The following is a 22,075-nucleotide window of genomic DNA, read 5'->3' on the forward strand; positions in this document are numbered from 1 at the left end:
GTGCCCTTCGCTGGTGGGGAGGGGGCTCCGCGCGGAGCCCCGAGGAGGCATGGCGAGGCTACGCGCCAGTAGGTCGCGCAGCCATGACCAAACTCACGTCCTGCGAGCGACCCGCAGCAGGCCCTGCTTGACCTTGGAGCCGGCATGGCGCCACAGCGGCGGGAGCGGGGGCGGGGGCGTCGCCAGCCGGGCCTCCAGTGCGCGCACCTCCTGGCGGGCCAGCCGGGCCTCGCGGCGGTGGGCGAACTTCTCGCGGCGCAGGTCGCGCACGTCGGCGAGCAGCCCGGCGACCACGTCGGTGGCGACGTCGGCCACCTCCGCATCGGTCACCGAGGCGACCTGACGGCGCTCGGGCAGGTCGTCGGGCACCAGGAGGTCCTCGGGGTCGCCGACGACGTCGAACCCCCGCTCGCGCACGAGGTCCCGGGCCCGTACGCCGCGTGCCCGGGCGTCCTCGACCTGCGCCGGGGTGGGCCAGTAGCGCTCGCCCCCGCGCGGGACGAGCCGCTCGTCGGCCAGGAAGGTGCGCAGCAGGTTGCCCCGCTCCAGGGCCGACTCGAGCTCCTCGCGGGCGGCCAGGTGCTCGTTGACCCGCCGCAGCGTCTCGGCCTCGACCACCCCCATCGAGGAGTTGGCGAAGCCGGTGCCGAGGTCGTAGGCGTGGGAGTCCAGGCCCAGCAGGCCGGCGAACCGGTGCCAGATGGTGTCGCGGGGGGCACCCCCGCGCGGGAGCGGCAGCACGTGCACGCGCTCGGGCGGCACCACGCCGCCCCAGCGGTCGAGCACGAGTCCGAGGTCGAGGGTGCGCCAGTTCCAGATCGACGAGGGACTGGTGGACTCCTCGGTCGCGAACTCCTCCATCCGCTCGGTCGCGCGGTTCTTCAGGCTCTCCTGCCAGCCCGCGGCGAACAGGCCGAGCGGCTCCCGGGCGGTGACCACGACGTGGACCTCGGCCGGGGCGAGCTGGGCGACCATCGTGGCCGCCTGCTCGGACGAGGCGGCCGCGAAGAACTCGTGGGAGACCAGCGCCCGGCCCTGCCAGGCGACGACCTCGGCGCGCAGCCGGTCCCACGCCGTCTCGGCGCGCGCGTCGGGGGTGCTGCGGGCGGCCTCCCCGCGCACCAGGCGGGAGGACCACAGGTGGTCGCGCCGCTCGGCACCGGGCACGAGCAGGCCCTCCGCGCGCAGCTGGTCGCGCGACTCCCACAGGATGGTCTGCAGGTAGGTCGTGGCCGTCTTCGGCAGCCCGATGTGGACGAAGACGCGCTCGGCCACCGTTCAGAGGCTCCGGCGGAACCGGGCCAGGGCGTCCTCGACGCCCGCCTCGTCGCGGGACGCGAGCGGCACCAGCAGCTCCTCGACGACGTCGAGGAGCTCGGCGAGCCGCAGGCCGTGGCGACGCAGCTCGGTGTTCTCCGCCTCCAGCGCCTCGACCCGCGTGCGCAGGTCACGCACCTCGCGCCGGAGGCCGTCGGTGAACGGGTGCCGCGGGGAGATCTCGCGGCCGCGCAGCCTCAGTCGTGCCACTGGGCCACCACCCGTCCGATGGTGCGCGTGTCGTCGCTGTCCACGGTCGTCCTCTCGTACTTCTCCTCGTGCACGATGCGTGCACCCCGGGCCTCGAGCTCGCGGCGCACCAGCGCCGGCGAGAGCCGACGGTGGCCGGGGTGCTCCGCGCTGCCGCCCCGGACCCAGTGCTCCAGGTGCAGCTGGCCGCCCGAGCGTAGTGCCATCGAGCAGAGCCGCCACAGCACGTCGCGGCCGCCGGCGGTGGTGGAGTCGGCGAGGTGGCGCGCCATCAGCGCGCGCGGTCCCCCGCGAGCTGCCCCGCGGCGTGCCTCGGTCGCGCCGACGGCGAGCACGGAGCGCCACTCGTGCAGGTTGAGGGGCTCGACGTCGAGCCGGAGGCCCTCCGCCTGCGCGGCGGCACGCGCCTCGGTCGCTCCCCGCACCACGAAGTCGTAGGCCGTGACCTCCAGGCCCTGCCGGGCCAGCCACAGCGCGTCGCGGCCGTTGCCGGCCCCGAGGTCGACCACCCGGCCGTCGCTCCCGAGCGAGGCGGCGACCGCCCGGGCGAGCTCCGAGGGCTCCTGCTCCGGGCGGCGGCCCTCGGCCGTGCTGTAGCGCCGCTCCCAGGCCTCGCGGTGCACCCGCGTGCCGCGGAACCAGCCGTTGAGCGCTCGCTGCACCCACGGCGGCGTGCTGAACTGGTACGCCGGGTCGGGCACCCGCCACGACGGCCCGTACATCGCCTCCAGCAGCTTCTCCGGCCGCGCGGGCACCGGGACGGAGCGACCCTCGAGGGTCGCCTCGCCCAGCGGGAAGACCCACTCGGGCTCGAAGGGCACCCCCACCTCGCCCATCAGGAACAGCCGCCCGGCGTCGAGGTAGCCGCCGAAGAGGTCCAACCCCCGCCACGAGCCGTCGGCCTCACGCACGTCGATGCGGAAGGCGGCACCGCTGTAGCGCACCACGGTGTAGCCCATGTCGGTGAGCCGGCGCTGCAGCGCGAAGGACTCGCGCACCACGTCGACGGGGTGGGTGTGCCGACTGACGTAGCCGAGGTCGGCGTCGCTGTCGTGGCCGATCAGGCGCTGCTCGCGGACCGCGCCGAGCAGGGTGCCGTAGGCGACGAACGCCTCGATGCCGGCCTCGCGCAGGGCCCGGAGCACCTCCTCGACCGCGTCGAGGAGCGGGCCGACGTGCTCGGCGCTGCGGGTGTCGAAGGTCTGTGCCATCCGCCCGGACTTGTCGATGCCGAGCGGCTTGCCGGCCTCGTTGACGACGGCGATCCGCTCCTCCCCGGTGCCGAAGCGGCGCTCGGCGTCGTGCAGCACGCGCCCGCTGACGTGCTCGGCCACGGTGAGGCGGGTGTGGCCGCTCAGGAAGGTGCGCAGGGGGGCCGGCCAGGCGACCAGGCGGGCGTCGGCCGGCCCGTCGGGGTCGGGCCCGGTGTCGCGCTGCACCCAGAACGACCAGATGCGCCGTTCGTCGAGGAGCACGTCGACCACGACGTCCTCACCAGGCGGTACGCCGAGCCGGAGCCCCGCATCGTCGACCGCGTCGACCCGGGGCTGTCCCATGCCGTGACCGTCCTCGTCCCTCGTCGCCGTCGTTGACGGACCCAGGGTGCCCGTCGGACGCAGCAATCTAGTCCAGGCGCACCGAGGTGGCGACGATCCAGTGGTCGGTGGCGTAGCGGGCGAGCGGGGGCTTCGTCGCGGCGTACGCGCTGAAGGTGCCGTTGCCGAAGATCCAGTCGATCCTCATGCCGGAGGGAGCCTTGCAGGTGGTGCCGTCGTGGATGCCGCCGGCGGAGGACTCCAGGTCCGTCCGGGCCAGCACCGTGCACATGGCGCGGCTGGTCTCGTTGAAGTCGCCGCCGAGGAAGACCGGCGTGCCGTCGGCGCGCAGCTCGTTGATCTTCGCGGTCTCCAGCACCAGGTCGCGGTCGCGCTCGGCCTGGCGGTCGCCGGGGCTGTTGTGGATGTTGAAGTACCAGAAGGTGCGGGCGGTGCTGCGGTCCTTGAGCAGGACGTAGGGCATCCGGCGCGTCTCCCCCATCGAGGGCACCTCGACGTAGCCGGCGTCGAGCCGGGTGAAGCGCGACGCGTTCCAGATGATCTGGTTGGGGCGGCCGAGCGACCCGTTGGCGAGCACCGGCCACATGTCGTATCCGGGGAGCTCACGCTGGAAGGCCGCGATCTGCTCGGGACGCACCTCCTGCATCCCCACCACGTCGGCCCGCTGGTCGCGCACCAGGTCCGCGCCCCACTGCGAGCGCAGCGCGGAGGGAGCCATCTCGTCGTGCATGCCACCGGGCTCGGTGTGGTGGCTGCCCAGGAGGTTGTAGGTCATCAGCCGCAGCGTCAGCGGCGGTCCGTCGGTGATCACCGCGGGCTCGAGGGCCGGCACGGTCGCCGTGGCGGGGCCCGACGCGGGCGCCACCTCGGCCTCGACCGACCGGGTCGCGTGCACCAGGGCGACCGTCAGCACGAGGGCGACGGCCGTCAGGAGCGCGAGTCGCAGACGGTGCATGTCGGAACTGTAGGGACGCCTCCGCCCCTACGTCCTGAAATCGGACTAATTCCGCCTTCCGGACACCGCAAGGTCGGCCAGGTGCCGTCGCACGGCCGTGCCCAGGAGGGCGACCACGGCGACGGAGCCCACCACCAGGGCGAGCTCCACCCGCAGCAGGACCGGGGCCGGGACGACGAGCACCGCCAGGAACACCGCGACGCCCGCGACCCAGGCGAGCGCACTCCCCCGGTGGTCGTCGAGCGCCACCACCGCCGACTGCAGCGCCAGCCCCAGCATCAGCACCCCGGCCGAGAGCGCCAGCAGCACCAGGTCGCTGCGCGGCAGCCCGAACGCGGGCCCGAAGAGCAGCCGCAGCACCCACGGCCCGAGCACCGCCACCCCGAGCACCCCGGCCAGCCCCACGGCCGCCGTGGCCGCGAGCACCACCCGCAGCTGCTGCCCGAACTCGCGTCGGTCACCGGCCTCCCGGGCCCGGACCAGGCGGGGCAGCAGCGCCGCCTGCACGGCGGCGAACAGCAGCAGCGGGATCCGGGCGATGGTCAGGGCGGAGAGGAAGTTGCCGGCCGCCTCGACCTCCCGGGGCGAGGACAGCACCCGCACCGCCGGTGCGGCCAGGTTGGCCAGCGCCTGCGAGCCGAGCGTGGCGACCAGGAGCCAGCCGAACCGGCCCCGCAGCTCGTGCCAGTGCGCGGGCCCGCCGGCGGTCCCCGTCGTACGCCGCAGCCGGCCGGCCAGCGCGACCACCGAGACGTGCGGGGACAGCGCCAGCACCGCGACGTAGGCGCGCGGGTCGTCGACCCCGGCCGCGGCGAGCACCAGGCACGCCACGGTGCGCACGACGCCCTCGACCCCCTGCTGCGCGCCGTACCCCACGAAGTCACCGGTCGCCGAGAAGCTGCCGCGCTGGAGGTACTGCAGCCCCAGCCCCGCCACGGCGACCAGCAGGCCGGCGGCGTAGGCCCAGGAGCCGTCGAGGAGCGGGTCGCGCACCGCGGGGACCAGCATCGCGGCGACCACGAGCACGACCAGCGCGGCCAGGACCCCGAGCGCCACCAGCGCCGAGAGCCGCAGCAGCGCGCCGGCCCCCTCACCGCGCGCCAGCCGCACCGAGGCGGCGCGGCTCAGCTCCTGCTCGAAGGGCAGGAAGACGCCGATGCCGACCGTGTAGACCAGCGTCCAGAGCACGGCCACACCGGTGAAGGCCACCGGGCCGACCATGCGCGCGGTGACGACGAGGAACACGCTGGCGGAGATCCCCAAGACGAGCAGCCCCGAGCCCGCCACGAGGCTGGCGCGGGACAGGCCCGGCGTCCCGGGGGCCCGGGTGTCGGGGGCCGGGGTGTCGGCAGGAGGGGGCCCGGAGGCCTCAGACATCGGGGTCGGGCGGCAGCGGCTCGGTCCGGTCGGGGCCGCCCGCTCCGCCGGCGCCGCGGCCGTCGCGGCCCGCGTCGTCCAGCTCCATCCGGAGGATGGCGAGGTCCTCGGCGAGGGTGCGGGTCTTCTCCTCCAGCCGGCCGATCTCGTAGGAGTGCTGCAGCGTCAGGACCATCAGCACGATGCTGGCCAGGAAGAACAGCAGGTTGGAGGGGACCTCGACGCCGAGCAGGTCCGCGGCCCCGAAGAGCAGCCGCGGGAAGACCGCGATGGCCAGGCAGGCGACCGCGATCAGGAACCAGGTCACGGCGTACTTCTCGCGCAGCGTCTGGCGGCGCAGCATCTCGAAGAGCACCGCGATCACGACGAGACCGCCGATCAGGCCCAGGGTCACGGTCGAGCTCATGCGGCGACCTCCCGCTCGGCGGGCACGTGGGGCCAGCGGCGTACGAGCGCCAGGGCGAGGGCGACCACGGCCCGGGCGAGGTAGAGCACCGCCTTGGCGGTGGACTGGCTGGCCACGCCCGACTGCCGCACCCGCATCTGCACCGGCTCCTGGCGCACCACGAGACCGTTGCGCAGCGCGATGACGAGGGACTCCACGGTGTCGCCGAGGTACTCCGCGGGGTAGTGCTGCGCGAACAGCCGCAGCGCCCGTCGGTTGGCCAGGCGGTAGCCGCTGGTGACGTCGGTGAGCCGGGTGCCGGCCAACCGGGAGAGCACGAACGCCAGCATCAGCATCGCCAGCCGCCGCAGCCCGCCGGCGCGGTAGGTGTCGTCGCCGCTCGCGAAGCGGGCCCCGACGAGGACGTCGACGGGCTCCTGGCCGTCGGCGCCCTCGAGGCGGGCCAGCAGCGCCGGGAGGTGGGCCGGGTCGTGCTGGCCGTCGGCGTCGACCTGCACCGCGACGTCGTAGTCGTGGCGCAGGGCGTAGCGGTAGCCGGCGCGCATCGCCCCGCCCACACCGAGGTTGAACGGGAGCTGGCACACCGACGCCCCGGCGGCCCGCGCCCGCTCGGCGGTGCGGTCGGTGCTGCCGTCGTCGACCACCAGCAGGTCGACGGTGGGGTTGGTGGCGCGGACCTCGGCCAGCGTCTGCGCGACCGAGCCCTCCTCGTTCCAGGCCGGCATGATCACCAGCACGCGACGCTGGCGGTGATCCTCGGGCATGGGGTCCATCCTAGGAGCCCCCGCGGGGTCAGCCGGCCGCCACGCTCACCGGGGAGAGCCGGGTCGCGATCGAGCTGTCGCCGACCTGGCCGACGTGGTTCAGGCCCCAGCAGGCCCGGCCGCCGGTGCGGGTGGCGCAGCCGAACTGCCAACCCGTGACCACGGCCGTGCCACCGGCGCCGACCACCCGGGCCGGGACGAGCGAGGCGGTGCGGGTGCCGGTGCCGAGCTGGCCCATCGCGTTGGCGCCCCAGCACCAGGTGCCGTCGGAGCGGACACCGCAGGTCTGGGCGTTGCCGGTCGAGACGCCGGTCCAGCCGCTCCCGGGCAGGGCGGTGGGCACCAGGCTGGCGCGGGTGCTGCCGGTGCCGAGCTGGCCCGAGCGGTTGTCGCCCCAGCACAGCGCGACGCCGTCGGAGCGCCAGCCGCAGGTCTGCGTCCAGCCGACGCTCAGGGCGACCCAGCCGTTCGAGAGGCCGGTGCGGGTGGGCAGCGACCGGGCCGTCGTGCCCCCGTGGCCGAGCTGGCCGAAGTCGTTGGCCCCCCAGCACCAGGCGGTGCCGTCGGTCTGCACGCCGCACGCCGAGAGCGAGCCGGCGAACACGGTGCGCCAGCGGGCGTCACCGGCGACCCGGGTGGGGACGGCGAGGCTGCCGGCGGTGCTGCCCGTGCCGAGCTGGCGCTTGTCGTTGAGCCCCCAGCAGAAGGCCTGCTGCTGCTGGTTGGTGGCGCACGTCGTCTGCCAGCTGGCGCTGACGTGGTCCCAGTCGGTGGCGGTGCCGACCTGGACCGGCGTACGACGCGCGGTGCGGGTGCCGTCGCCGAGCTGACCGTGGTTGTTCAGTCCCCAGCACCACAGCGTGCCCGTGCCGCGGATGCCGCAGGCGTGCGAGCCTCCGGTGGAGACCTTGGTCCAGTCGTCGGCCGTGCCGACGCGGGTGGGCTGCGAGCGCGCCACCAGGGTGCCGTCGCCGACCTGGCCGAACTCGTTGCCGCCCCAGCAGCGCACGGCCCCGCCGCGGACCGAGCACACCGACTCGCCGGCAGCGGACAGCGTCTGCCAGGGCGTGGCCGCGGTGGGGCGGGTGACCGGGGTCGAGGGAGCCGTGGGTGACGGTGCGGGGGTCGTCGGCGCGGGGGTCGTCGGCGCGGGGGTCGTCGGCGTGGGCGTCGGGGTGGGCGTCGGCGTGGGGGTCGGGGTGGGCGTCGGCGTGGGGGTCGGCGTCGGGGTGGGGGTCGGCGTCGGGCGGGGGCTGGGTTGGGCCACGACGACGGCCTTGGCCACCGTCACCGCCAGGCTGCCCGCGACGGGCCGCGCCCACGGGGCCGCGGAGTTGGTGACGCGGTAGGGCACGGTCCACGTGCCGGGGCCGGTCGGGGTGCCGCGCAGGGCGCCGGTGCTCGTGAGCGCGAGCCCGGGAGGCAGCGGGCCGGTGACGGACCAGCGCAGCGCGGCGGCGTCGGCGGCGGGCACCCGAGCGGCCAGCTGGGCCGTGACGGGCTTGCCCTGGGTCGCCACGATCCGGGCCGCGGCCGGCCGGGGCACGCGGGCGGCCTGGGCGAGCGCCTGACGGGCGGCGGCGGTCACGGCGGCACCGTTGGACCCGGTGCGGTAGCTGGCCGTACGCCGCGCGGCGGTGCCCAGCGCCGTACGCCCGAAGTCGCAGGCGAGGTCGCCGCTCTGGCACACCGTGACCGTCGGCGGCAGACCGGCGCCGGGGACGTCGGCGACCGTGCTGCCGAAGGACCGGAGCAGGCCGGTACCCGTCGTCGCCGCGACGGGCGATCCGGTGAGGGCCGAGCGGGTCGCGCGGGCCCGGTCGGGGTCGGCGACCAGCGTCAGGCCGACGACGCGGGCGCGGGTGGCGGCGGGCAGCGCGCCGACGGCGCGGTGCACGACCGAGGCGCCCTGGGCGTAGCCGGCGAGCACCAGGGACTGCTGGGGGCAGGCCCTGGCCCGGGTGGCGAGCAGCGAGGTCAGCGACCGCTGGGCGGTCGTGACGCCGGTGTTCCAGGAACGGACCTGGGCGGCGGAGACGGTGCCCTTGGCGGGCCGGGTGGCGCGGGAGCGCACCGGGAAGACCGAGGTGGAGCGCGACCGGAAGTCGACGACGCGGGTCTCGACCGAGAGCCCCTGCGCGCTGCCGGCCGTCCGGGCGGCGTCGCGGAAGCGCTGGAGCGTGGCGCCCGACCACGTCGGGCGGGTGGTGGTGCCCTCCCCGTTGCCGGGGACGAGGACCTGCAGCACCGGGGCGCAGGGCGCGGCAGCGGCGGCGCCCAGGACCGGGCCGGGTGCGACGCGACCGAGGTCGACGAGCGCCGCCGAGGCGAGCACGACGAACGCCAGCAGGGCCGCCTCGAGCAGGCGCACGACCCGGGTGGGGTCCTCGCCACGGCCGTGAGACCTCATCGTCACTCCCTGTCGGCACTCGCGTGACCTGTGTGACGCGATCGACGCGGCGAGTCTAGGAAGTCAGGACGGACGTCGAGGCCTGTTTGGACAAATTCGGCTATTCGGGCGAATCGCCTGGGTTCACGGTCGCCGTCCCGGGACGCGCCACGGCCCCCCTCGCCGGTGCGAGAGGGGCCGGGGTGCGTGTCCTGCGAGGGCTAGATGTGATGACCAGGCACGTTGGTCGAGAACCTGTGACGACACGTTTTGAGTTGGTAGATGGGTGAAGGCCTCCCGGTGTGGAGTGGAGCTGTCTAGAGAACCGCTTCACACACAGGAGGCCTTCGTGTCCCACGCTACCCATGCCAACGCTGCCCTGACCCCTCGCGCCCGGCTTCGGCTGGCGCGTCTGATCGTCGGTCACGGCTGGTCACCGGCCCGGGCGGCCGAGCGCTACGACGTCTCGTGGCGCACGGCGAAGAAGTGGGCCGAGCGCTATGCCGCGGAAGGGTCGACCGGGATGAACGACCGGTCCTCGCGACCGCATCACCAGCCCAACCGGACCCCGGCGCCGGTGGTCCGCAAGATCGTGCACCTGCGCTGGAAGCAGCGGCTGGGTCCCGTGGACATCGGCGACCGGCTCGACATGCCGTCCTCGACCGTGCACGCGGTCTTGGTGCGCTGCGGGATCAACCGGCTCACCCACATCGACCGCGCGACTGGCGAACCGATCCGTCGCTACGAGCACGAACACCCAGGCGATCTGATCCACGTCGACGTCAAGAAGCTCGGCCGTGTCCCTGACGGTGGCGGGTGGCGCTACGTCGGGCGCCAACAGGGCAAGAGGAACCGCTCGGCCACCGCGGTCCGCACCGGCGGGCCCAAGAACAAGCACCATCAGCCGCTGATCGGGACCTGCTACCTGCACACCGTGATCGATGACCACTCCCGCGTGGCCTACGTCGAGGCTCACCACGACGAGACCAAGGAGACCGCCACTGCGGTCCTGCGCAACGCGGTCGCGTGGTTCGCAGAACGTGGTGTGAGCGTCCAGCGGGTCCTCAGCGACAACGGCAGCTGCTACCGCAGCAACCTGTGGCGCGAGACCTGCGCCGAGCTGGGCCTCACTCCGAAACGGACGCGGCCCTACCGGCCCCAGACCAACGGGAAGATCGAGCGGTTCCACCGCACCCTGGCCGAGGGGTGGGCCTTCAAGAAGTTCTACAACTCCGAGTCCGCCCGACTCGCCGCCCTGCCAGCATGGGTCCACGAGTACAACCACCACCGGCCCCACTCGGCCATCGGCAAGCACTCACCCATCACCAGGTTGAACAACCTGGCTGGGCATCACAGCTAGAAGTCCTGCTCGACCAGGGACCACGGGTTGTCGGCACGGCCGTCCACGGCCGTGGTGGTCGGCACGACCTTCGAGCCCATCGGGGTCCGGGTGTACCAGGTGTTGACGAAGTGGTTGTAGGAGTTCACCGCAGCGGGCCGGCGGACCTCGCCCACGAGCTCGTCGCTCACCAGGGCCGGTCCGGTCCAGTTGGCGCTGCCGTTGAAGGCGATCTGCTGGTTGGACCGGCCGCCGTAGTTGCCGCTGATCGCCATCATCTTGAAGTGCGTGTACATGACGTACTTGCGGGTGCGGGAGTCGTACTTGGTCAGCTGGCGCAGCTGGACACCACCGCGCTGCATGGCCTTCATGGCGTGGTAGCCCACGTTGGTCACGAGCACCTTGATGTTGCACCCGGCCCGACGCAGCCGCACCAGCTTGGCCGCCAGGTCCTGGCCCCGCTGGCCGAGCATGGCCGAGACGTTGATGCGCAGGGCGGTCCGCCCGCTGATGCCCACCGACCCGGCACTCGTGCACTTGACGCGGTTGAGCGCCGCCATGAGCGGGTCACCCGCGGCCGGTCGACCGTTGCGGATGAACGGGTAGACGTTCATCTTGACGTCGCCCGAGGTCGCGTTGGTGTAGGGGCTGGACAGGTTGTTCTCGGGCATCGACTGCGAGAACACGGACTGCAGCTTGGTGTAGATGGCGTCGCGGTCGACGGTGTAGAGGTCGTTCCACTGCCCCACGACAGCGGCGCTCGTGACGTTGTGGGAGCCGTACATGACGACGTTGGTCGCCTTGCCCACGCGCGAGAACAGGTAGTACTTGGAGTGCGCGGCGCCGTCCTTGTAGCGGCAGGCCCGGTAGCACAGCCGCGCCCAGTTGCGGGGCGCACCCTTCTCCACGTTGCTGGCGTCGAGCCGCGCGCGCAGGTCCTTCCACACCGGGTTGTAGGTGTCGGTGCCCTTGGCGCCGTCGTTGCCGGAGGCGATGAACACCCGGACGGTGACACCGCGCTTGACCGCGGCCACGAGGGCGTCGGCGGCCTGGGCGCTGCGGAAGTTCCAGGTGGCGATCTGGATCGTCGAGCACGTCGGCGTGCTGTTGATGGCGCGGACGATCCGGTCGCTGATCTGACGCTTGGCGGCGTTGTTGCCCAGCGGGTTGTTCCAGGTCAGCGCGCCGTCGGCCGGGGTGAAGGTGTCGGGCGGCGCAGGTGCCGGGGTCGGGGCGGGGGGAGGAGTCGTCGGTGACGGCGTCGGTGACGGCGTGCCGGTCGGCGACGGGGTCGGGGACGGGGGCTTCGGTGCCTTCTGGCGGCAGTCGACCGGCGGGTCGATGGTGACCGGCGCGGCCGCGTCGGCCGAGGTGAGGGCCTGCGTGGCCAGCAGGCCCGAGACCAGGACGGCGGCGAGGACGCCGGCCGTCGAACGGAGAGGCTTCTTCACGGGCCCCGACCTTTCGATGTTGATGGAGCCGGCGTACCGGCGCGCAGTGACGATGGGCGCGCACCCGGGCCACGGACTCGTCCCCCGATGAACGCGCTGATCGTAACCGAGAGACGGGGTCCTTGGGACCGGTGGGACACATGGGACTAGTCCAGACGGACACCCGCCACTGGCCGGACGGGCCACCCCGGTCGCGCGCCCCGCCGCCGTCGCGCGCCCGGCGTGGGCGAGGATGGCCCCGTGACGCCGACGACGGTCCCCGCCCGCCCCGTGTGGGGCGACCGCCTCGTCGAGGTCGCCACCTGGCTGGTCGCGTGGTGGTCGTTGCTCTACTGGTTCGGCTGGTCGCTCGACCTCTCGCTCTGGCCGCTCGGCCGGGTGTGGGTGGTCACCTCGGTCCTCGGGGTCCTGGGTGCGCTCCTGCTCGCGCGCCGACGGCGCAGCCGCGCCCCCTCCCCCGCGCCCCGCGAGCCCGTGGACGGCGACCCCGGTCGGCGACCCCTCGTCCGGGGACGCTCCGCGGCGCTGCTGCGCGTCGGCGGCACCGCGGTCGCCGGGCTGGCGGTGGCGCTGCTGCTGCTCGCCGTGCGCGACTGGCCCCGGTCGGGCTGGTCGCTGCTCTGGGGGCTCCCGGTGGTGGCGCTGGTCGTCGGACTGCTCGTGGTGCTGGTGCTGCCCGACCCGTCCGACCCGGCCGACGACCACCACCCCCGCGTCGTACGACGCACCGAGCACCTGGCCGCCGCGGCCCTCGCCCTCGCCGTCGGTGTGCTGGCGCTGTTCATCAACCTGCCCGACTACGACGACCCCTACTACGTCAACCGGTCGGTGTGGATCGCCGAGCACGGCACCGCGATGACGCGCGACACGATCTTCGGCCCGGGCACCTTCGTCTCCCCCTACAACGGCGGGATCCCGATCGCCTCGGTCGAGGCCCTCGAGGGCGTGCTCGCCCACCTCACCGGCATCTCGGTCGGCAGCCTGACCTGGCTGGTCACCACCGGCATCGGTGCCGTCGGCACGGTCTGGGCCTTCTGGGCCCTCGCCCGCCGCTGGTCGCTGCGCACCCCGCTGGTCGTGCTCGTGGTGGCGGTGGCCTTCATGCTGCTCAGCGGCGAGTCCCGCCTCGGCAACTTCTGGATCGCTCGGATGTGGCAGGGCAAGGTGCTGGCGCTGACGGTGCTGCTGCCGTTCGTGTGGGTCTGGGCCGACGACCTGGTCCGCACCCGCGACCGGCGTCGCTGGTGGACGATGCTCGTCGCCGGCGTCGCCTTCGTCGGGCTCACCTCGACCGCGGTGATCCTGGTGCCGTTCCTGGTCGGCGGGATGCTGGTGACCGCCCTGGTCCTGCGCCACCGCGAGCTGGCCGTCGGGGCGCTGCTGCTCGTGGTCGGCCCGGTCGTGAGCGGTGCCGCCGTCGTGCTGCTCTCGACCGGGGTCGGGGACAACGGGGCGCTGCGCTACGGGGCGGAGACCTTCCGCCGCGTGCTGGGTCCCGACCACTGGATGGTCGTCGTCGCCCTGGTCGCGCTGGGCCTGACCCCGCTGCTGGTGCGCGGCAGGGCCGCCGCGCTGATGGCCGGCGCCACGGTGCTGGCCACCTTCACCGTGCTCGTCCCCCCGCTGCTCGAGGTGGCCGACGCGCTGACCGGCTCGGGGCCGATCCTGTGGCGGGTGCTCTACTGCGTGCCGATCGGCGTGCTCGTCGGGCTGCTGGCCGTCGTACGCCTCCCGCGGTGGACCGGCCCGCTGCGCCCCGTCGCCGCGGTGGCGCTGCCGGTCGCGCTGGTCGGGTCGTTCGCGCTGGCGGGGGCCGGGCTGTGGGACACCACCGACCACAACGGCCCCGCGACGCTGACCTCGCGCCCGACCTGGAAGGTCGACCTCACCGCCAAGGCACAGGTCGAGGCCGTGCTGGACGCCGGCGCCACCGGCGTCGTGCTGCTGCCGCCGATGGCGATGCAGGTGCTCCCCATGGTCACCACCGACGCGTACGCCGTGGACCCGCGCGGGTGGTACACCCGCATCCTCGCCGAGCCCGACGCCCAGAACGAGCAGCGTCGGCTGCTGGCCCGCTACGCGCGCGACACGACGCCCCGGCTCACCGGCGAGGACCTGGGCCGCGCCCTGCGGACCCTCGAGGTCACCGTGGTCTGCGTGACACAGGCACGGGCCGAGCGCGAGCTGCCGAGGCTGGCCGAGGCGGGGTACGCCGACCCCCGGCGCCGCGCCGACATGACCTGCGTGACGCCGACCTAGCCGACGAACTCGTTGGCGCGCGTGAGGTCCTCGTCGAAGTCGACCTCGACGATATGGAACTCCGAGATGTCCAGGGCCTCGACCCGCAGGCCGTCCTCCTGGATCGCGACCTCGATGCCGCGCTCGAAGTAGTCCTGGTCGCCGACCTCTTGGAGGCGGCGCACGAGCGTGGCCTTGTCGTCGGCCGCGACGTAGTTGATGCCGACCGCCTCGCCGAGGCCGCCGACGACCTGCTTGGACAGCTCGCGGATGTAGCCGTCGTCGTCGAGGGTGTACTTGACCTCCTCCTCGGCGACCGACTCGGTGTTGACGCACACGAAGCTGCGGCCGGCCTCGATGTGCTCGCGCACCAGCCCCAGCACGCGCGGGTCGAACACCACGTCGCCGTTGAGCCAGAGCACCCCACCGGGCTGGGAGAGGTGCAGCGCCTTGTGGAGGCTCTTGGAGGTGTTGGTGGAGTCGTAGACCTCGTTGTAGACGAAGCTGATGTCGGGCATCGCCTCGATCACCAGGTCGAGCTTGAAGCCGACCACGGCGGTCACGTGGACCTCGTCGCCGAGCCCCGCACGCAGGGCGTCCACCGCGCGGCGCATGATCGTCTCGCCCGAGCTGAGCGGGGTCAGCGGCTTCGGGTGGGGCCGGCCGAGGCGGGTGCCCATGCCGGCGGCGAGGATGACGACCTGAGTGGTCACGGTGGACTCCTGTCTGCGGCGGACGCGGGGTGGTCCGCCGTCCGGATCCCGGCGAGCCTAGTCGTAGGTAGTCTCATCCGACGTGAGCACCACACCCACCCGCGTCTTCGCCGCCCGGCTCGCGGGACTGCCGGTGTTCGACCCCTCGGGCGACCAGGTCGGCAAGGTCCGTGACGTCGTGGTCGTGCTGCGCTCCGACGTGCGCCAGCCCCGGGTGGTGGGCCTCGTCGTCGAGGTCTTCGGCCGGCGCCAGATCTTCGCCCCGATGACCCGCGTCACCGCGATGGACGCCGGGCAGGTGATCACGACCGGCCTGCTGAACATGCGGCGCTTCGAGCGGCGTACGACGGAGACGCTGGTGATCGCGCAGATGCTCGACCGCCACGTCAGGATCCGCAGCACCGGCACCGAGGGCACCGTCTTCGACGTCGCGATGGAGCAGGCCCGCACCCGCGACTGGGTGCTCTCCCGGGTGGCGGTGACCGAGGGCGCCAAGGGATTCCGGCGCCGCTCCCAGACCCACGTCGTGGAGTGGGACGACGTGGAGGGTCTGCACGAGCGGCAGCCACGGCAGGGTGCCGAGCACCTCGCCGCCTCGCTGGCCGACCTGCGTCCGGCCGACGCGGCGAGCGTGATCCACGACCTCACGCCGGAGCGGCGTACGCAGGTGGTCGCGGCGCTCGACGACGAGCGCCTGGCCCACGTGCTGGAGGAGCTGCCCGAGGAGGACCAGGTCGAGATCCTCGAGCACCTCGACTCCGAGCGCGCCGCGGACATCCTCGAGGAGATGTCGGCCGACGACGCCGCCGACCTCATCGCCGACCTGCCGCCCGAGACCGCCGCCCAGCTGCTCGAGCTGATGGAGACCGAGGAGGCCGCCTCGGTGCGGCGGCTGATGTCCTACGGCGAGGAGACCGCCGGCGGCATGATGACGCCCGAGCCGGTCATCCTGCCGCCCGACGCCACCGTCGCCGAGGCGCTGGCCCGCGTCCGCGCCGTCGAGCTCACCCCCTCGCTCGCGGCCCTGGTCTACGTCTGCCGCCAGCCCCTGGAGACCCCCACCGGCAAGCTGCTCGGCGTCGCCCACATCCAGCGGCTGCTGCGCGAGCCGCCGTCCTCGCTGGTGGCCGGCGCGCTCGACACCGGCATCGACTACCTCCGGCCGCAGGCCAGCCTCGAGGACGTCGCGACGTTCCTGGCGACCTACAACCTCGTCGCCGCCCCGGTGGTCGACGAGGAGGGCCGGCTGCTCGGCACCGTCGCGGTCGACGACCTCCTCGACCACCTGCTGCCCGAGGGCTGGCGCGACCGCAAGATCGGGCGGAGGTGAGCGGGATGGGCGAGAAGGACCGCCGCGACCGGCACGACCGGCACGACCGGTCCGAGCGGCACGACCGGCACGACCGGGCCGAGCGACGCCCGGAGTCGCGCGTCGTGCGCCTGGACCAGCCGACCGACGTCCGCCGCCGCTCGTTCGTGCGCCGTCCGCAGGTGCGGCAGGACGCGTTCGGGATCTTCGCCGAGCAGTTCGCCCGCTTCATGGGCACGGCGCGCTTCCTGATCTACATGACGCTGTTCGTCATCTTCTGGGTGCTCTGGAACATCCTGGCGCCGGAGTCGCTGCGGTTCGACGACTACCCGTTCATCTTCCTCACCCTGATGCTCAGCCTCCAGGCGTCGTACGCCGCGCCGCTGATCCTGCTCGCGCAGAACCGCCAGGAGGTCCGCGACCGCGTGGTCAACGAGCAGGACCGCCAGGCCAACGCCCGGGCCCACGCCGACATGGAGTACCTCGCCCGCGAGGTGGCCTCGCTGCGGATGTCGGTCGGCGAGGTCGCCACCCGCGACTTCATGCGCTCGGAGCTGCGCAACCTGGTCGAGGAGCTGACCGGCGACGACGACGAGGACGACCCGGACACCCCGGGGAGGCCGTCGTGACCCCACGTACGCTTGCCCCATGACCTCCCCTGACATCGACCGGATCAGGGCTGCTCTCGCGCGGGTCCACGACCCCGAGATCAAGCGACCGATCACCGAGCTGGGCATGCTCGACGACGTCACCGTCGACGACACCGGCCTGGTGACGGTGACCGTGCTGCTCACCGTGTCCGGCTGCCCCCTCAAGGACACCATCACCCGCGACGTCACCTCCGAGGTCAGCCCGATCGAGGGCGTGACCGGGGTCGACGTCAAGCTCGGCGTGATGACCGCCGAGCAGCGCTCGACGCTGCAGGACCAGCTGCGCGGCGGCCAGGCCCAGCGCGAGATCCCGTTCGCCCAGCCCGGCTCGCTCACCCGCGTGATCGCGATCGCCTCGGGCAAGGGCGGCGTCGGCAAGTCCTCGGTGACGGTCAACCTCGCCGTGTCGATGGCAGCGCAGGGCCTCAAGGTCGGCATCGTCGACGCCGACATCTACGGCCACTCGATCCCCGCCATGCTCGGCGTGGCCGACGTCCGGCCGACCCAGGTCGAGGACCTCATCATGCCGGTCCCCACCGCCAGCGGCGTCTCGGTGATCAGCATCGGCATGCTCAAGCCGCGCCGCGACCAGGTCGTCGCCTGGCGCGGCCCGATGCTCGACCGCGCGCTCGTGCAGATGCTGGCCGACGTCTACTGGGGCAGCCTCGACGTGCTGCTCCTCGACCTCCCGCCCGGCACCGGCGACGTCGCCATCTCGCTGGGCCAGCACCTCCCGAGCGCCGAGGTGGTCGTCGTGACCACCCCGCAGGACGCCGCGACCGAGGTCGCCGAGCGCGCCGGCACGATGGCCTCGATGATGCACCAGCGCGTCATCGGCGTCCTGGAGAACATGTCCTGGCTGCCCTGCCCCCACTGCACCCCCGAGGGCAAGGACCACCGCATCGACGTCTTCGGCACCGGCGGCGGGCAGCGCACGGCCACCACGCTGGGCCAGCGGTTCGGCTACGACGTCCCGCTGCTCGGCCGGATCCCGCTCGACACGAGCCTGCGCGAGGGCGGCGACGTCGGCAAGCCGATCGTCGAGTCCGACCCCACCGCGCCCGGCGCGCTGGTGCTGCGCGAGGTGGCCCGCACGCTCACCGCCCGCGGCCGCGGGCTGGCGGGCATGCAGCTGGGCCTGAGCCCCACCGCGAAGGGCTGAGCCTCCGGTGTTCGGGGTCGGGCTGCCGGAGTTCGCGGTCATCGCGCTCGTCGCGGTGATCGTCTTCGGCCCCGACCGGCTGCCCGAGCTGGCCCGTCAGGCGGGGCGGTTCGTCCGCCAGGTCCGCAACCTCGCCAACAACGCCCAGACGCAGCTGCGCGACGAGCTCGGCCCGGAGTACTCCGACCTCAAGCTCACCGACCTCGACCCCCGCGTCGCCATCCGCCGCCACATCCTCGATGCGATGGAGGACGACGACGACCAGCCGGCCCGACGCCGCACGGCCCTCGAGCCCGCCGTCGAGCTCCTCGGCCCCGGCGAACGTCCCCCCTTCGACGGCGAGGCCACCTGAGGGGTGCGCCCGAGGGCCCCTGGTAGATCGGGGCTGTGGAACACGCCGTGATCAGCGTCCGTGACCCCGGTCTACATGGAGCTTCGGGGGCCCCGGGACGAGCGGTGACGCTCCAGCAGGATCAGCACCCGGTGGACCACCATGGCGGTGAGCACGACGCCGGCGACGACGGTGACGGTGGCGTGCAGCCCGCCGACGGCGAGGAGCGCGAACCAGCCGAGGACGGCGGTGACGAGCACGACGTCGACGATGACCGTCCAGCGGCGCTCGCGGTCGCGGCTGGCCAGTCCGTAGCGCACGGGCACGGGCGACTGGGGGACGGTGGTCACCGCACCAGTATGCGCCGCTAAGTCCGTTTTGAGGGGAGAACGCCGGATCTGGTTACTCGGTCTTGGCGTCCAGGGTCACCGGCACGGAGAAGTCACGACCCCCACGGGTCACCGACAGCGTGACCTCCTCGCCCGGCACGTGCGACCGGATCGCCACGACGAGGTCGATCGAGGTGGTGACCAGGGCGTCGTCGACACGGCGGATCACGTCGCCGACCTCGAGGTCGGCGTCGGCGGCTGGCGACCCGCGGTCGATCTCCTCCACCCGGGCGCCGTCGAGGCTGGGCAGGCCGCGGACGTTGGCGCCGATGACGGGGTACTGCGCCTTCCCGCTCCGGAGGATCTGTGCCGCGGTCACCTCGACCTGCTCGATCGGGATCGCGAAGCCGACGCCGATGTTGCCGCCCTGGTCGCCCGAGACCGACCCGAGCGAGGCGATCGCGGAGTTGACCCCCACGACCTGGCCCTGCAGGTTGACCAGCGGCCCGCCGGAGTTGCCCGGGTTGATGGCCGCGTCGGTCTGGACGGCGTTGATGTAGGAGTTGTCGCTCTGGCTCTCGCCGGTCGTCACGGGGCGGTTGACGGCGCTGATGATGCCGCTGGTCACCGTCGAGGACAGGCCGAGCGGCGAGCCGATCGCGACCACCGTCTCCCCCACCCGCATCTGGTCGGCCGACCCGACGGCGGCGGGCTGCATCGAGCGCGCCCCCTCGGCCTCGAGCACGGCGAGGTCGTAGACGGTGCTGCGACCCACCACCTTGGCCACGGAGCGGTTGCCGTCCTGGTCGACGATGCGGATGTCCTGGCCGGCCTCGGCCGCCTCGGCGACGACGTGGTTGTTGGTGATGACGTGGCCCTGGTCGTCGTAGACGAAGCCCGAGCCGGTCGCACCCCCCGACCCCGCCCCGGCGGCGCCGGCGAGGATCTGGACGGTGCTGGGCAGCACCTCCTCGGCGACCGAGGCGATGCTGGCGTTGTCGGCGGGCAGCGGTTGCGCCGTACGACGCTCGACGCTGATCGAGGTCTGCTCACCGTCCTGGGCCATCAGTCCGGCCGCGAGCGCCCCGCCGGTGAGTCCGAGCACCAGAGCGAGGCCGGCGACCGCCGGCCAGACCCACCGCGGCAGCCCGGCGCGGGTCGGGGCCGAGTCGTCGGGCTCCGGCTCGGCCAGGGCGCCGCCGAGGAAGCCGCGGTCGTCCGGGCGGGCGTCGGCGGGCGGGAGCGGGAGGCCGGGGAGCCGCCGGGTGGGCTCGGCGTACGACGGCGGGGGCGGACCCCACGGACCGCTCGGCCCGGGCGGGGTGGCCGCCACCCCGGGCGGGACCCGGCCCGGCGGGGAGGCGAACGACGGCTGGCCCGGACGTGGCTGACCGAGACCCTGCGGCTGCTCCGCGCGCTGCGGCCGTGCCTGCTCTTGCGGCGTCGGCGAGGCGACCGACGGCGAGGCGACCGGCTCCGCGCCGTACGGCTGCCGCCCCGGGGGCGGCGGACTCGGCTGCGGGTCGGGCTGCTCGGGGCTCACGCCTCCTATCTTGACCTACGCGCCCAGACCGCGGAGGTGTTCGTCTCGGCGCCCTGCGGCGTTCCGACGGTGCCCGACCCGGCACCGGCACCACGCTGCGGCTGCTCGCCGCGGATGCTGGCCGGGGAGGGTCGCGCGGGTACGTCGCCACGCACCACCGCTCCCCCGGTCACGGCCACCAGGCCGAGGACCGAGGCCGCGATGGCACCGCCGCCGACCGCCACCAGGCTGACCCGACGACTGCTGCCGTGGCCCGCCCGGTCGGGGGTGGCCGCCCAGTCGTCGACGGACTGCAGCGACTCCAGCAGCGAGGGCGGCGGGGTGAGGGAGCCGGTGTCCGCACCCGGGTAGGCCGGGGCGGGTCGGTCGGTGCGCTCGGTCGCGAGGCTGCCCAGCCGCTGCTTGGTCCAGGCCTCGTGCTCGACGAGCTGGCGGCAGCCGGGGCAGGTGTGGACGTGGGCCCAGGCCCGCTCCTCGACGGCGGCGGGCAGCTGGCCGTCGACGAGCGCGGCGGCCTTGGCCCCGAGGTGCCCGCTCAGCGAGAGCATCAGCGGGCCCCGCCGCTGGCGAGCTGCGGCCGCGGACCGGAGAGGCGGCTGCGGCCGGGGCCGGGGGCGCGGTGGGCCAGCGCCGTGCGCAGCTGGGCCCGGCCGCGGTGGATCCGCGAGCGCACGGTGCCGAGCTTGAGGCCGAGGACGTCGGCGATCTCGTCGTACGTCAGGCCCTCGACGTCGCAGAGCACGACCGCGGCGCGGAACTCCGGGCTGAGCGAGGCCAGTGCCTGCTCGACGTCGGCGTCGAAGAGCCGCTCGGCCTGCGCGACGTCCGGCGTCGGCAGCGCGCTGGGGAGCCGGTGGGCGGCCTCGTCGGTGAGGGCGTCGAAGCGGATCCGTTGCTTGCGGCGGGCCTGGTCGAGGAACAGGTTGGTGGTGATGCGGTGCAACCAGCCGGCCATGGTGCCGGGGGTGTAGGTGTGCAGCGAGCGGAAGACGCGCACGAAGACCTCCTGGGTGAGGTCCTCGGCGTCGTGGGCGTTGCCGGTCAGCCGATAGGCCAACCGGTAGACGCGGGCCGAGTGCTCGGTGACGATCTGCTCCCAGCTGGAGGAGTCGAGCGGACCGTCCTGGGCGCCCGCGTCACCCATGAGCGGGCCGGCGGGGGCGCTCGCGACGCCCGCGGCCGAGGCGGGCGTCGACGGGGAGGTGGGGCCGGGGAGGGTCATGCATCCACGCTAGGGAGGGTTGCTGAGACCCACCTGAGCGCAACCCGGGAAGACGCCCTCAGGTCTCGCGAGCGGTAGGGTCGCCCCGGAAGTCAGCCCCACCGTCAGGAGTCCGTCATCGTCACCGCACCCAAGTCCGCGAGCTGGACCTACGCCGAGGAGTTCGTGCCCGAGGACGAGGTCGTCGCCGGGGCCCGCGCCCGCGCCGAGGAGGTCGGCGTCACCGCGATCGGCCAGGGCGTCGGCGCCGCGCTCGGCCTGCTGGCCTCGCTGCTCGAGGCCCGCTCGGTCGTCGAGATCGGCACCGGCACCGGCGTCTCCGGCCTGTGGCTGCTGCGCGGCATGCGCCCCGACGGCGTGCTGACCACCGTCGACACCGAGGCCGAGCACCAGCGGCTGGCCAAGCAGGGCTTCACCGAGGCCGGCATCGCCTCGCAGCGCGTCCGCCTCATCCCCGGCGCCGCCCTCGACGTCCTCCCCCGCCTCACCGACGGCCACTACGACCTCGTCTTCTGCGACGGGGACAAGCAGGAGTACGCCGACTACCTCACCGAGGCGGTCCGCCTGCTGCGTCCCGGCGGCGTGGTGGCCTTCGACAACGCGCTGTGGCACGACCGCGTCGCCGACCCCTCCCAGCGCGACCCCGAGACGGTCGCGGTCCGCGAGCTCGGCCGCACCGTGCTGGACCACGACGCCCTGGTGCCGGCCCTGCTCCCCGTCGGCGACGGGCTGCTGGTGGCCAAGAAGGTCTGGACGCCCGAGGTCTGACCGCGGGCGACCTGCCGTCCCACCCGCGGGTCGGCGGTGCCCCTGC

Annotated in this window: 21 protein-coding genes; 7 read left to right on the forward strand and 14 right to left on the reverse strand. The window is 73.8% G+C overall.

From position 1 onward, the window contains the following. Nucleotides 1–93: 93 nt before the first annotated feature. The 8 genes from EDD33_RS16260 to EDD33_RS16295 all read right to left on the reverse strand — a co-directional run bounded on the left by EDD33_RS16260 (nucleotide 94) and on the right by EDD33_RS16295 (nucleotide 8,995). Nucleotides 94–1,275 carry a hypothetical protein gene (locus EDD33_RS16260; protein WP_123392049.1) on the reverse strand — a complete coding sequence of 394 codons (1,182 nt, stop codon included), beginning with the start codon at nucleotides 1,273–1,275 and terminating at the stop codon, nucleotides 94–96. Between the two features lie 3 nt (nucleotides 1,276–1,278). Beyond that, nucleotides 1,279–1,527, reverse strand: coding sequence for a DUF6752 domain-containing protein (locus EDD33_RS16265; protein WP_123392050.1), 249 nt, complete (start codon nucleotides 1,525–1,527; stop codon nucleotides 1,279–1,281). Then, nucleotides 1,515–3,083, reverse strand: a complete 1,569-nt coding sequence (locus EDD33_RS20585) for a hypothetical protein (RefSeq protein ID WP_246003557.1) — start codon at nucleotides 3,081–3,083, stop codon at nucleotides 1,515–1,517. The genes EDD33_RS16265 and EDD33_RS20585 overlap by 13 nt, the downstream gene beginning before the upstream one ends. A 67-nt stretch (nucleotides 3,084–3,150) precedes the next feature. Continuing rightward, nucleotides 3,151–4,038 (reverse strand): endonuclease/exonuclease/phosphatase family protein, encoded by an 888-nt coding sequence (locus EDD33_RS16275; RefSeq protein WP_123392051.1) that lies wholly within the window; start codon nucleotides 4,036–4,038, stop codon nucleotides 3,151–3,153. A 45-nt stretch (nucleotides 4,039–4,083) separates the two neighbouring features. Beyond that, nucleotides 4,084–5,415, reverse strand: coding sequence for a lipopolysaccharide biosynthesis protein (locus EDD33_RS16280; protein WP_148077115.1), 1,332 nt, complete (start codon nucleotides 5,413–5,415; stop codon nucleotides 4,084–4,086). Continuing rightward, entirely contained in the window at nucleotides 5,408–5,821 is a 414-nt protein-coding gene (locus EDD33_RS16285) for a DUF2304 domain-containing protein (protein WP_123392053.1), read from the reverse strand. Before EDD33_RS16285 ends, EDD33_RS16280 begins: the two co-directional genes overlap by 8 nt. Next, the gene (locus tag EDD33_RS16290; protein WP_123392055.1) at nucleotides 5,818–6,585 is read right to left on the reverse strand and encodes a glycosyltransferase family 2 protein; all 768 of its coding nucleotides are present in this window, start codon (nucleotides 6,583–6,585) and stop codon (nucleotides 5,818–5,820) included. The genes EDD33_RS16285 and EDD33_RS16290 overlap by 4 nt, the downstream gene beginning before the upstream one ends. A gap of 28 nt (nucleotides 6,586–6,613) precedes the next feature. Then, on the reverse strand, nucleotides 6,614–8,995 hold the full coding sequence (locus tag EDD33_RS16295; protein WP_148077116.1) for a cutinase family protein: 2,382 nt from the start codon (nucleotides 8,993–8,995) through the stop codon (nucleotides 6,614–6,616). 328 nt (nucleotides 8,996–9,323) lie between these two features. Between EDD33_RS16295 and EDD33_RS16300 the strand changes: the two genes are divergently transcribed. Then, the gene (locus EDD33_RS16300; protein ID WP_123392057.1) at nucleotides 9,324–10,334 is read left to right on the forward strand and encodes an IS481 family transposase; all 1,011 of its coding nucleotides are present in this window, start codon (nucleotides 9,324–9,326) and stop codon (nucleotides 10,332–10,334) included. Here EDD33_RS16300 and EDD33_RS16305 read toward each other — a convergent pair. Beyond that, nucleotides 10,331–11,764, reverse strand: a complete 1,434-nt coding sequence (locus EDD33_RS16305) for a phospholipase D-like domain-containing protein (protein WP_123392058.1) — start codon at nucleotides 11,762–11,764, stop codon at nucleotides 10,331–10,333. The two genes, EDD33_RS16300 and EDD33_RS16305, sit on opposite strands and share 4 nt — an antisense overlap. 240 nt (nucleotides 11,765–12,004) lie before the next feature. Between EDD33_RS16305 and EDD33_RS16310 the strand changes: the two genes are divergently transcribed. After that, entirely contained in the window at nucleotides 12,005–14,023 is a 2,019-nt protein-coding gene (locus EDD33_RS16310) for a DUF6077 domain-containing protein (RefSeq protein WP_123392059.1), read from the forward strand. On the opposite strand, the gene EDD33_RS16315 is transcribed toward EDD33_RS16310, so the two are convergent. After that, complete coding sequence (locus EDD33_RS16315; protein ID WP_123392060.1) at nucleotides 14,020–14,715, reverse strand: phosphocholine cytidylyltransferase family protein; 696 nt, start codon at nucleotides 14,713–14,715, stop codon at nucleotides 14,020–14,022. The two genes, EDD33_RS16310 and EDD33_RS16315, sit on opposite strands and share 4 nt — an antisense overlap. 82 nt (nucleotides 14,716–14,797) lie before the next feature. Here EDD33_RS16315 and EDD33_RS16320 point away from each other — a divergent pair, with 82 nt between their 5' ends. The 4 genes from EDD33_RS16320 to EDD33_RS16335 are packed head-to-tail and all read left to right on the forward strand — an operon-like array spanning nucleotide 14,798 to nucleotide 18,188. Next, nucleotides 14,798–16,045, forward strand: coding sequence for a magnesium transporter MgtE N-terminal domain-containing protein (locus EDD33_RS16320; protein ID WP_123392061.1), 1,248 nt, complete (start codon nucleotides 14,798–14,800; stop codon nucleotides 16,043–16,045). 5 nt (nucleotides 16,046–16,050) lie between these two features. After that, nucleotides 16,051–16,653 carry a DUF1003 domain-containing protein gene (locus tag EDD33_RS16325; RefSeq protein ID WP_123392063.1) on the forward strand — a complete coding sequence of 201 codons (603 nt, stop codon included), beginning with the start codon at nucleotides 16,051–16,053 and terminating at the stop codon, nucleotides 16,651–16,653. Nucleotides 16,654–16,672: 19 nt separating this feature from the next. Continuing rightward, nucleotides 16,673–17,836, forward strand: a complete 1,164-nt coding sequence (locus tag EDD33_RS16330; protein ID WP_056541841.1) for an Mrp/NBP35 family ATP-binding protein — start codon at nucleotides 16,673–16,675, stop codon at nucleotides 17,834–17,836. Nucleotides 17,837–17,843: 7 nt separating this feature from the next. Beyond that, nucleotides 17,844–18,188, forward strand: a complete 345-nt coding sequence (locus EDD33_RS16335; protein ID WP_123392064.1) for a sec-independent translocase — start codon at nucleotides 17,844–17,846, stop codon at nucleotides 18,186–18,188. 71 nt (nucleotides 18,189–18,259) lie between these two features. Here the strand turns inward: EDD33_RS16335 and EDD33_RS16340 are convergent, their stop codons facing one another. Genes EDD33_RS16340 through sigE form a run of 4 tightly spaced genes read right to left on the reverse strand, consistent with a single transcriptional unit; the run spans nucleotide 18,260 to nucleotide 21,183 of the window. Then, entirely contained in the window at nucleotides 18,260–18,517 is a 258-nt protein-coding gene (locus EDD33_RS16340; RefSeq protein ID WP_123392065.1) for a hypothetical protein, read from the reverse strand. Between the two features lie 52 nt (nucleotides 18,518–18,569). Continuing rightward, nucleotides 18,570–20,039 (reverse strand): trypsin-like peptidase domain-containing protein, encoded by a 1,470-nt coding sequence (locus EDD33_RS16345; RefSeq protein WP_123392066.1) that lies wholly within the window; start codon nucleotides 20,037–20,039, stop codon nucleotides 18,570–18,572. A 5-nt stretch (nucleotides 20,040–20,044) separates the two neighbouring features. After that, on the reverse strand, nucleotides 20,045–20,587 hold the full coding sequence (locus EDD33_RS16350) for an anti-sigma factor (protein ID WP_123392067.1): 543 nt from the start codon (nucleotides 20,585–20,587) through the stop codon (nucleotides 20,045–20,047). Next, on the reverse strand, nucleotides 20,587–21,183 hold the full coding sequence (gene sigE / locus EDD33_RS16355; RefSeq protein WP_123393562.1) for an RNA polymerase sigma factor SigE: 597 nt from the start codon (nucleotides 21,181–21,183) through the stop codon (nucleotides 20,587–20,589). The genes EDD33_RS16350 and sigE overlap by 1 nt, the downstream gene beginning before the upstream one ends. A gap of 243 nt (nucleotides 21,184–21,426) precedes the next feature. Between sigE and EDD33_RS16360 the strand changes: the two genes are divergently transcribed. After that, nucleotides 21,427–22,029 carry an O-methyltransferase gene (locus tag EDD33_RS16360; RefSeq protein ID WP_281274191.1) on the forward strand — a complete coding sequence of 201 codons (603 nt, stop codon included), beginning with the start codon at nucleotides 21,427–21,429 and terminating at the stop codon, nucleotides 22,027–22,029. Nucleotides 22,030–22,075 lie beyond the last annotated feature (46 nt).

The sequence above is a fragment of the Nocardioides aurantiacus genome (assembly GCF_003752505.1).
GTDB classification, from domain to species: domain Bacteria; phylum Actinomycetota; class Actinomycetes; order Propionibacteriales; family Nocardioidaceae; genus Marmoricola; species Marmoricola aurantiacus.

What these genes read in the sequence shown, in the direction of transcription:
- EDD33_RS20585 (WP_246003557.1), bottom strand. Translation starts at nt 3,083, where the DNA reads ATGGGACAGCCCCGGGTCGACGCGGTCGACGATGCGGGGCTCCGGCTC.
- EDD33_RS16275 (WP_123392051.1), bottom strand. Translation starts at nt 4,038, where the DNA reads ATGCACCGTCTGCGACTCGCGCTCCTGACGGCCGTCGCCCTCGTGCTG.
- EDD33_RS16280 (WP_148077115.1), bottom strand. Translation starts at nt 5,415, where the DNA reads ATGTCTGAGGCCTCCGGGCCCCCTCCTGCCGACACCCCGGCCCCCGAC.
- EDD33_RS16285 (WP_123392053.1), bottom strand. Translation starts at nt 5,821, where the DNA reads ATGAGCTCGACCGTGACCCTGGGCCTGATCGGCGGTCTCGTCGTGATC.
- EDD33_RS16290 (WP_123392055.1), bottom strand. Translation starts at nt 6,585, where the DNA reads ATGCCCGAGGATCACCGCCAGCGTCGCGTGCTGGTGATCATGCCGGCC.
- EDD33_RS16295 (WP_148077116.1), bottom strand. Translation starts at nt 8,995, where the DNA reads ATGAGGTCTCACGGCCGTGGCGAGGACCCCACCCGGGTCGTGCGCCTG.
- EDD33_RS16325 (WP_123392063.1), top strand. Translation starts at nt 16,051, where the DNA reads ATGGGCGAGAAGGACCGCCGCGACCGGCACGACCGGCACGACCGGTCC.
- EDD33_RS16330 (WP_056541841.1), top strand. Translation starts at nt 16,673, where the DNA reads ATGACCTCCCCTGACATCGACCGGATCAGGGCTGCTCTCGCGCGGGTC.
- EDD33_RS16350 (WP_123392067.1), bottom strand. Translation starts at nt 20,587, where the DNA reads ATGCTCTCGCTGAGCGGGCACCTCGGGGCCAAGGCCGCCGCGCTCGTC.
- sigE (WP_123393562.1), bottom strand. Translation starts at nt 21,183, where the DNA reads ATGGGTGACGCGGGCGCCCAGGACGGTCCGCTCGACTCCTCCAGCTGG.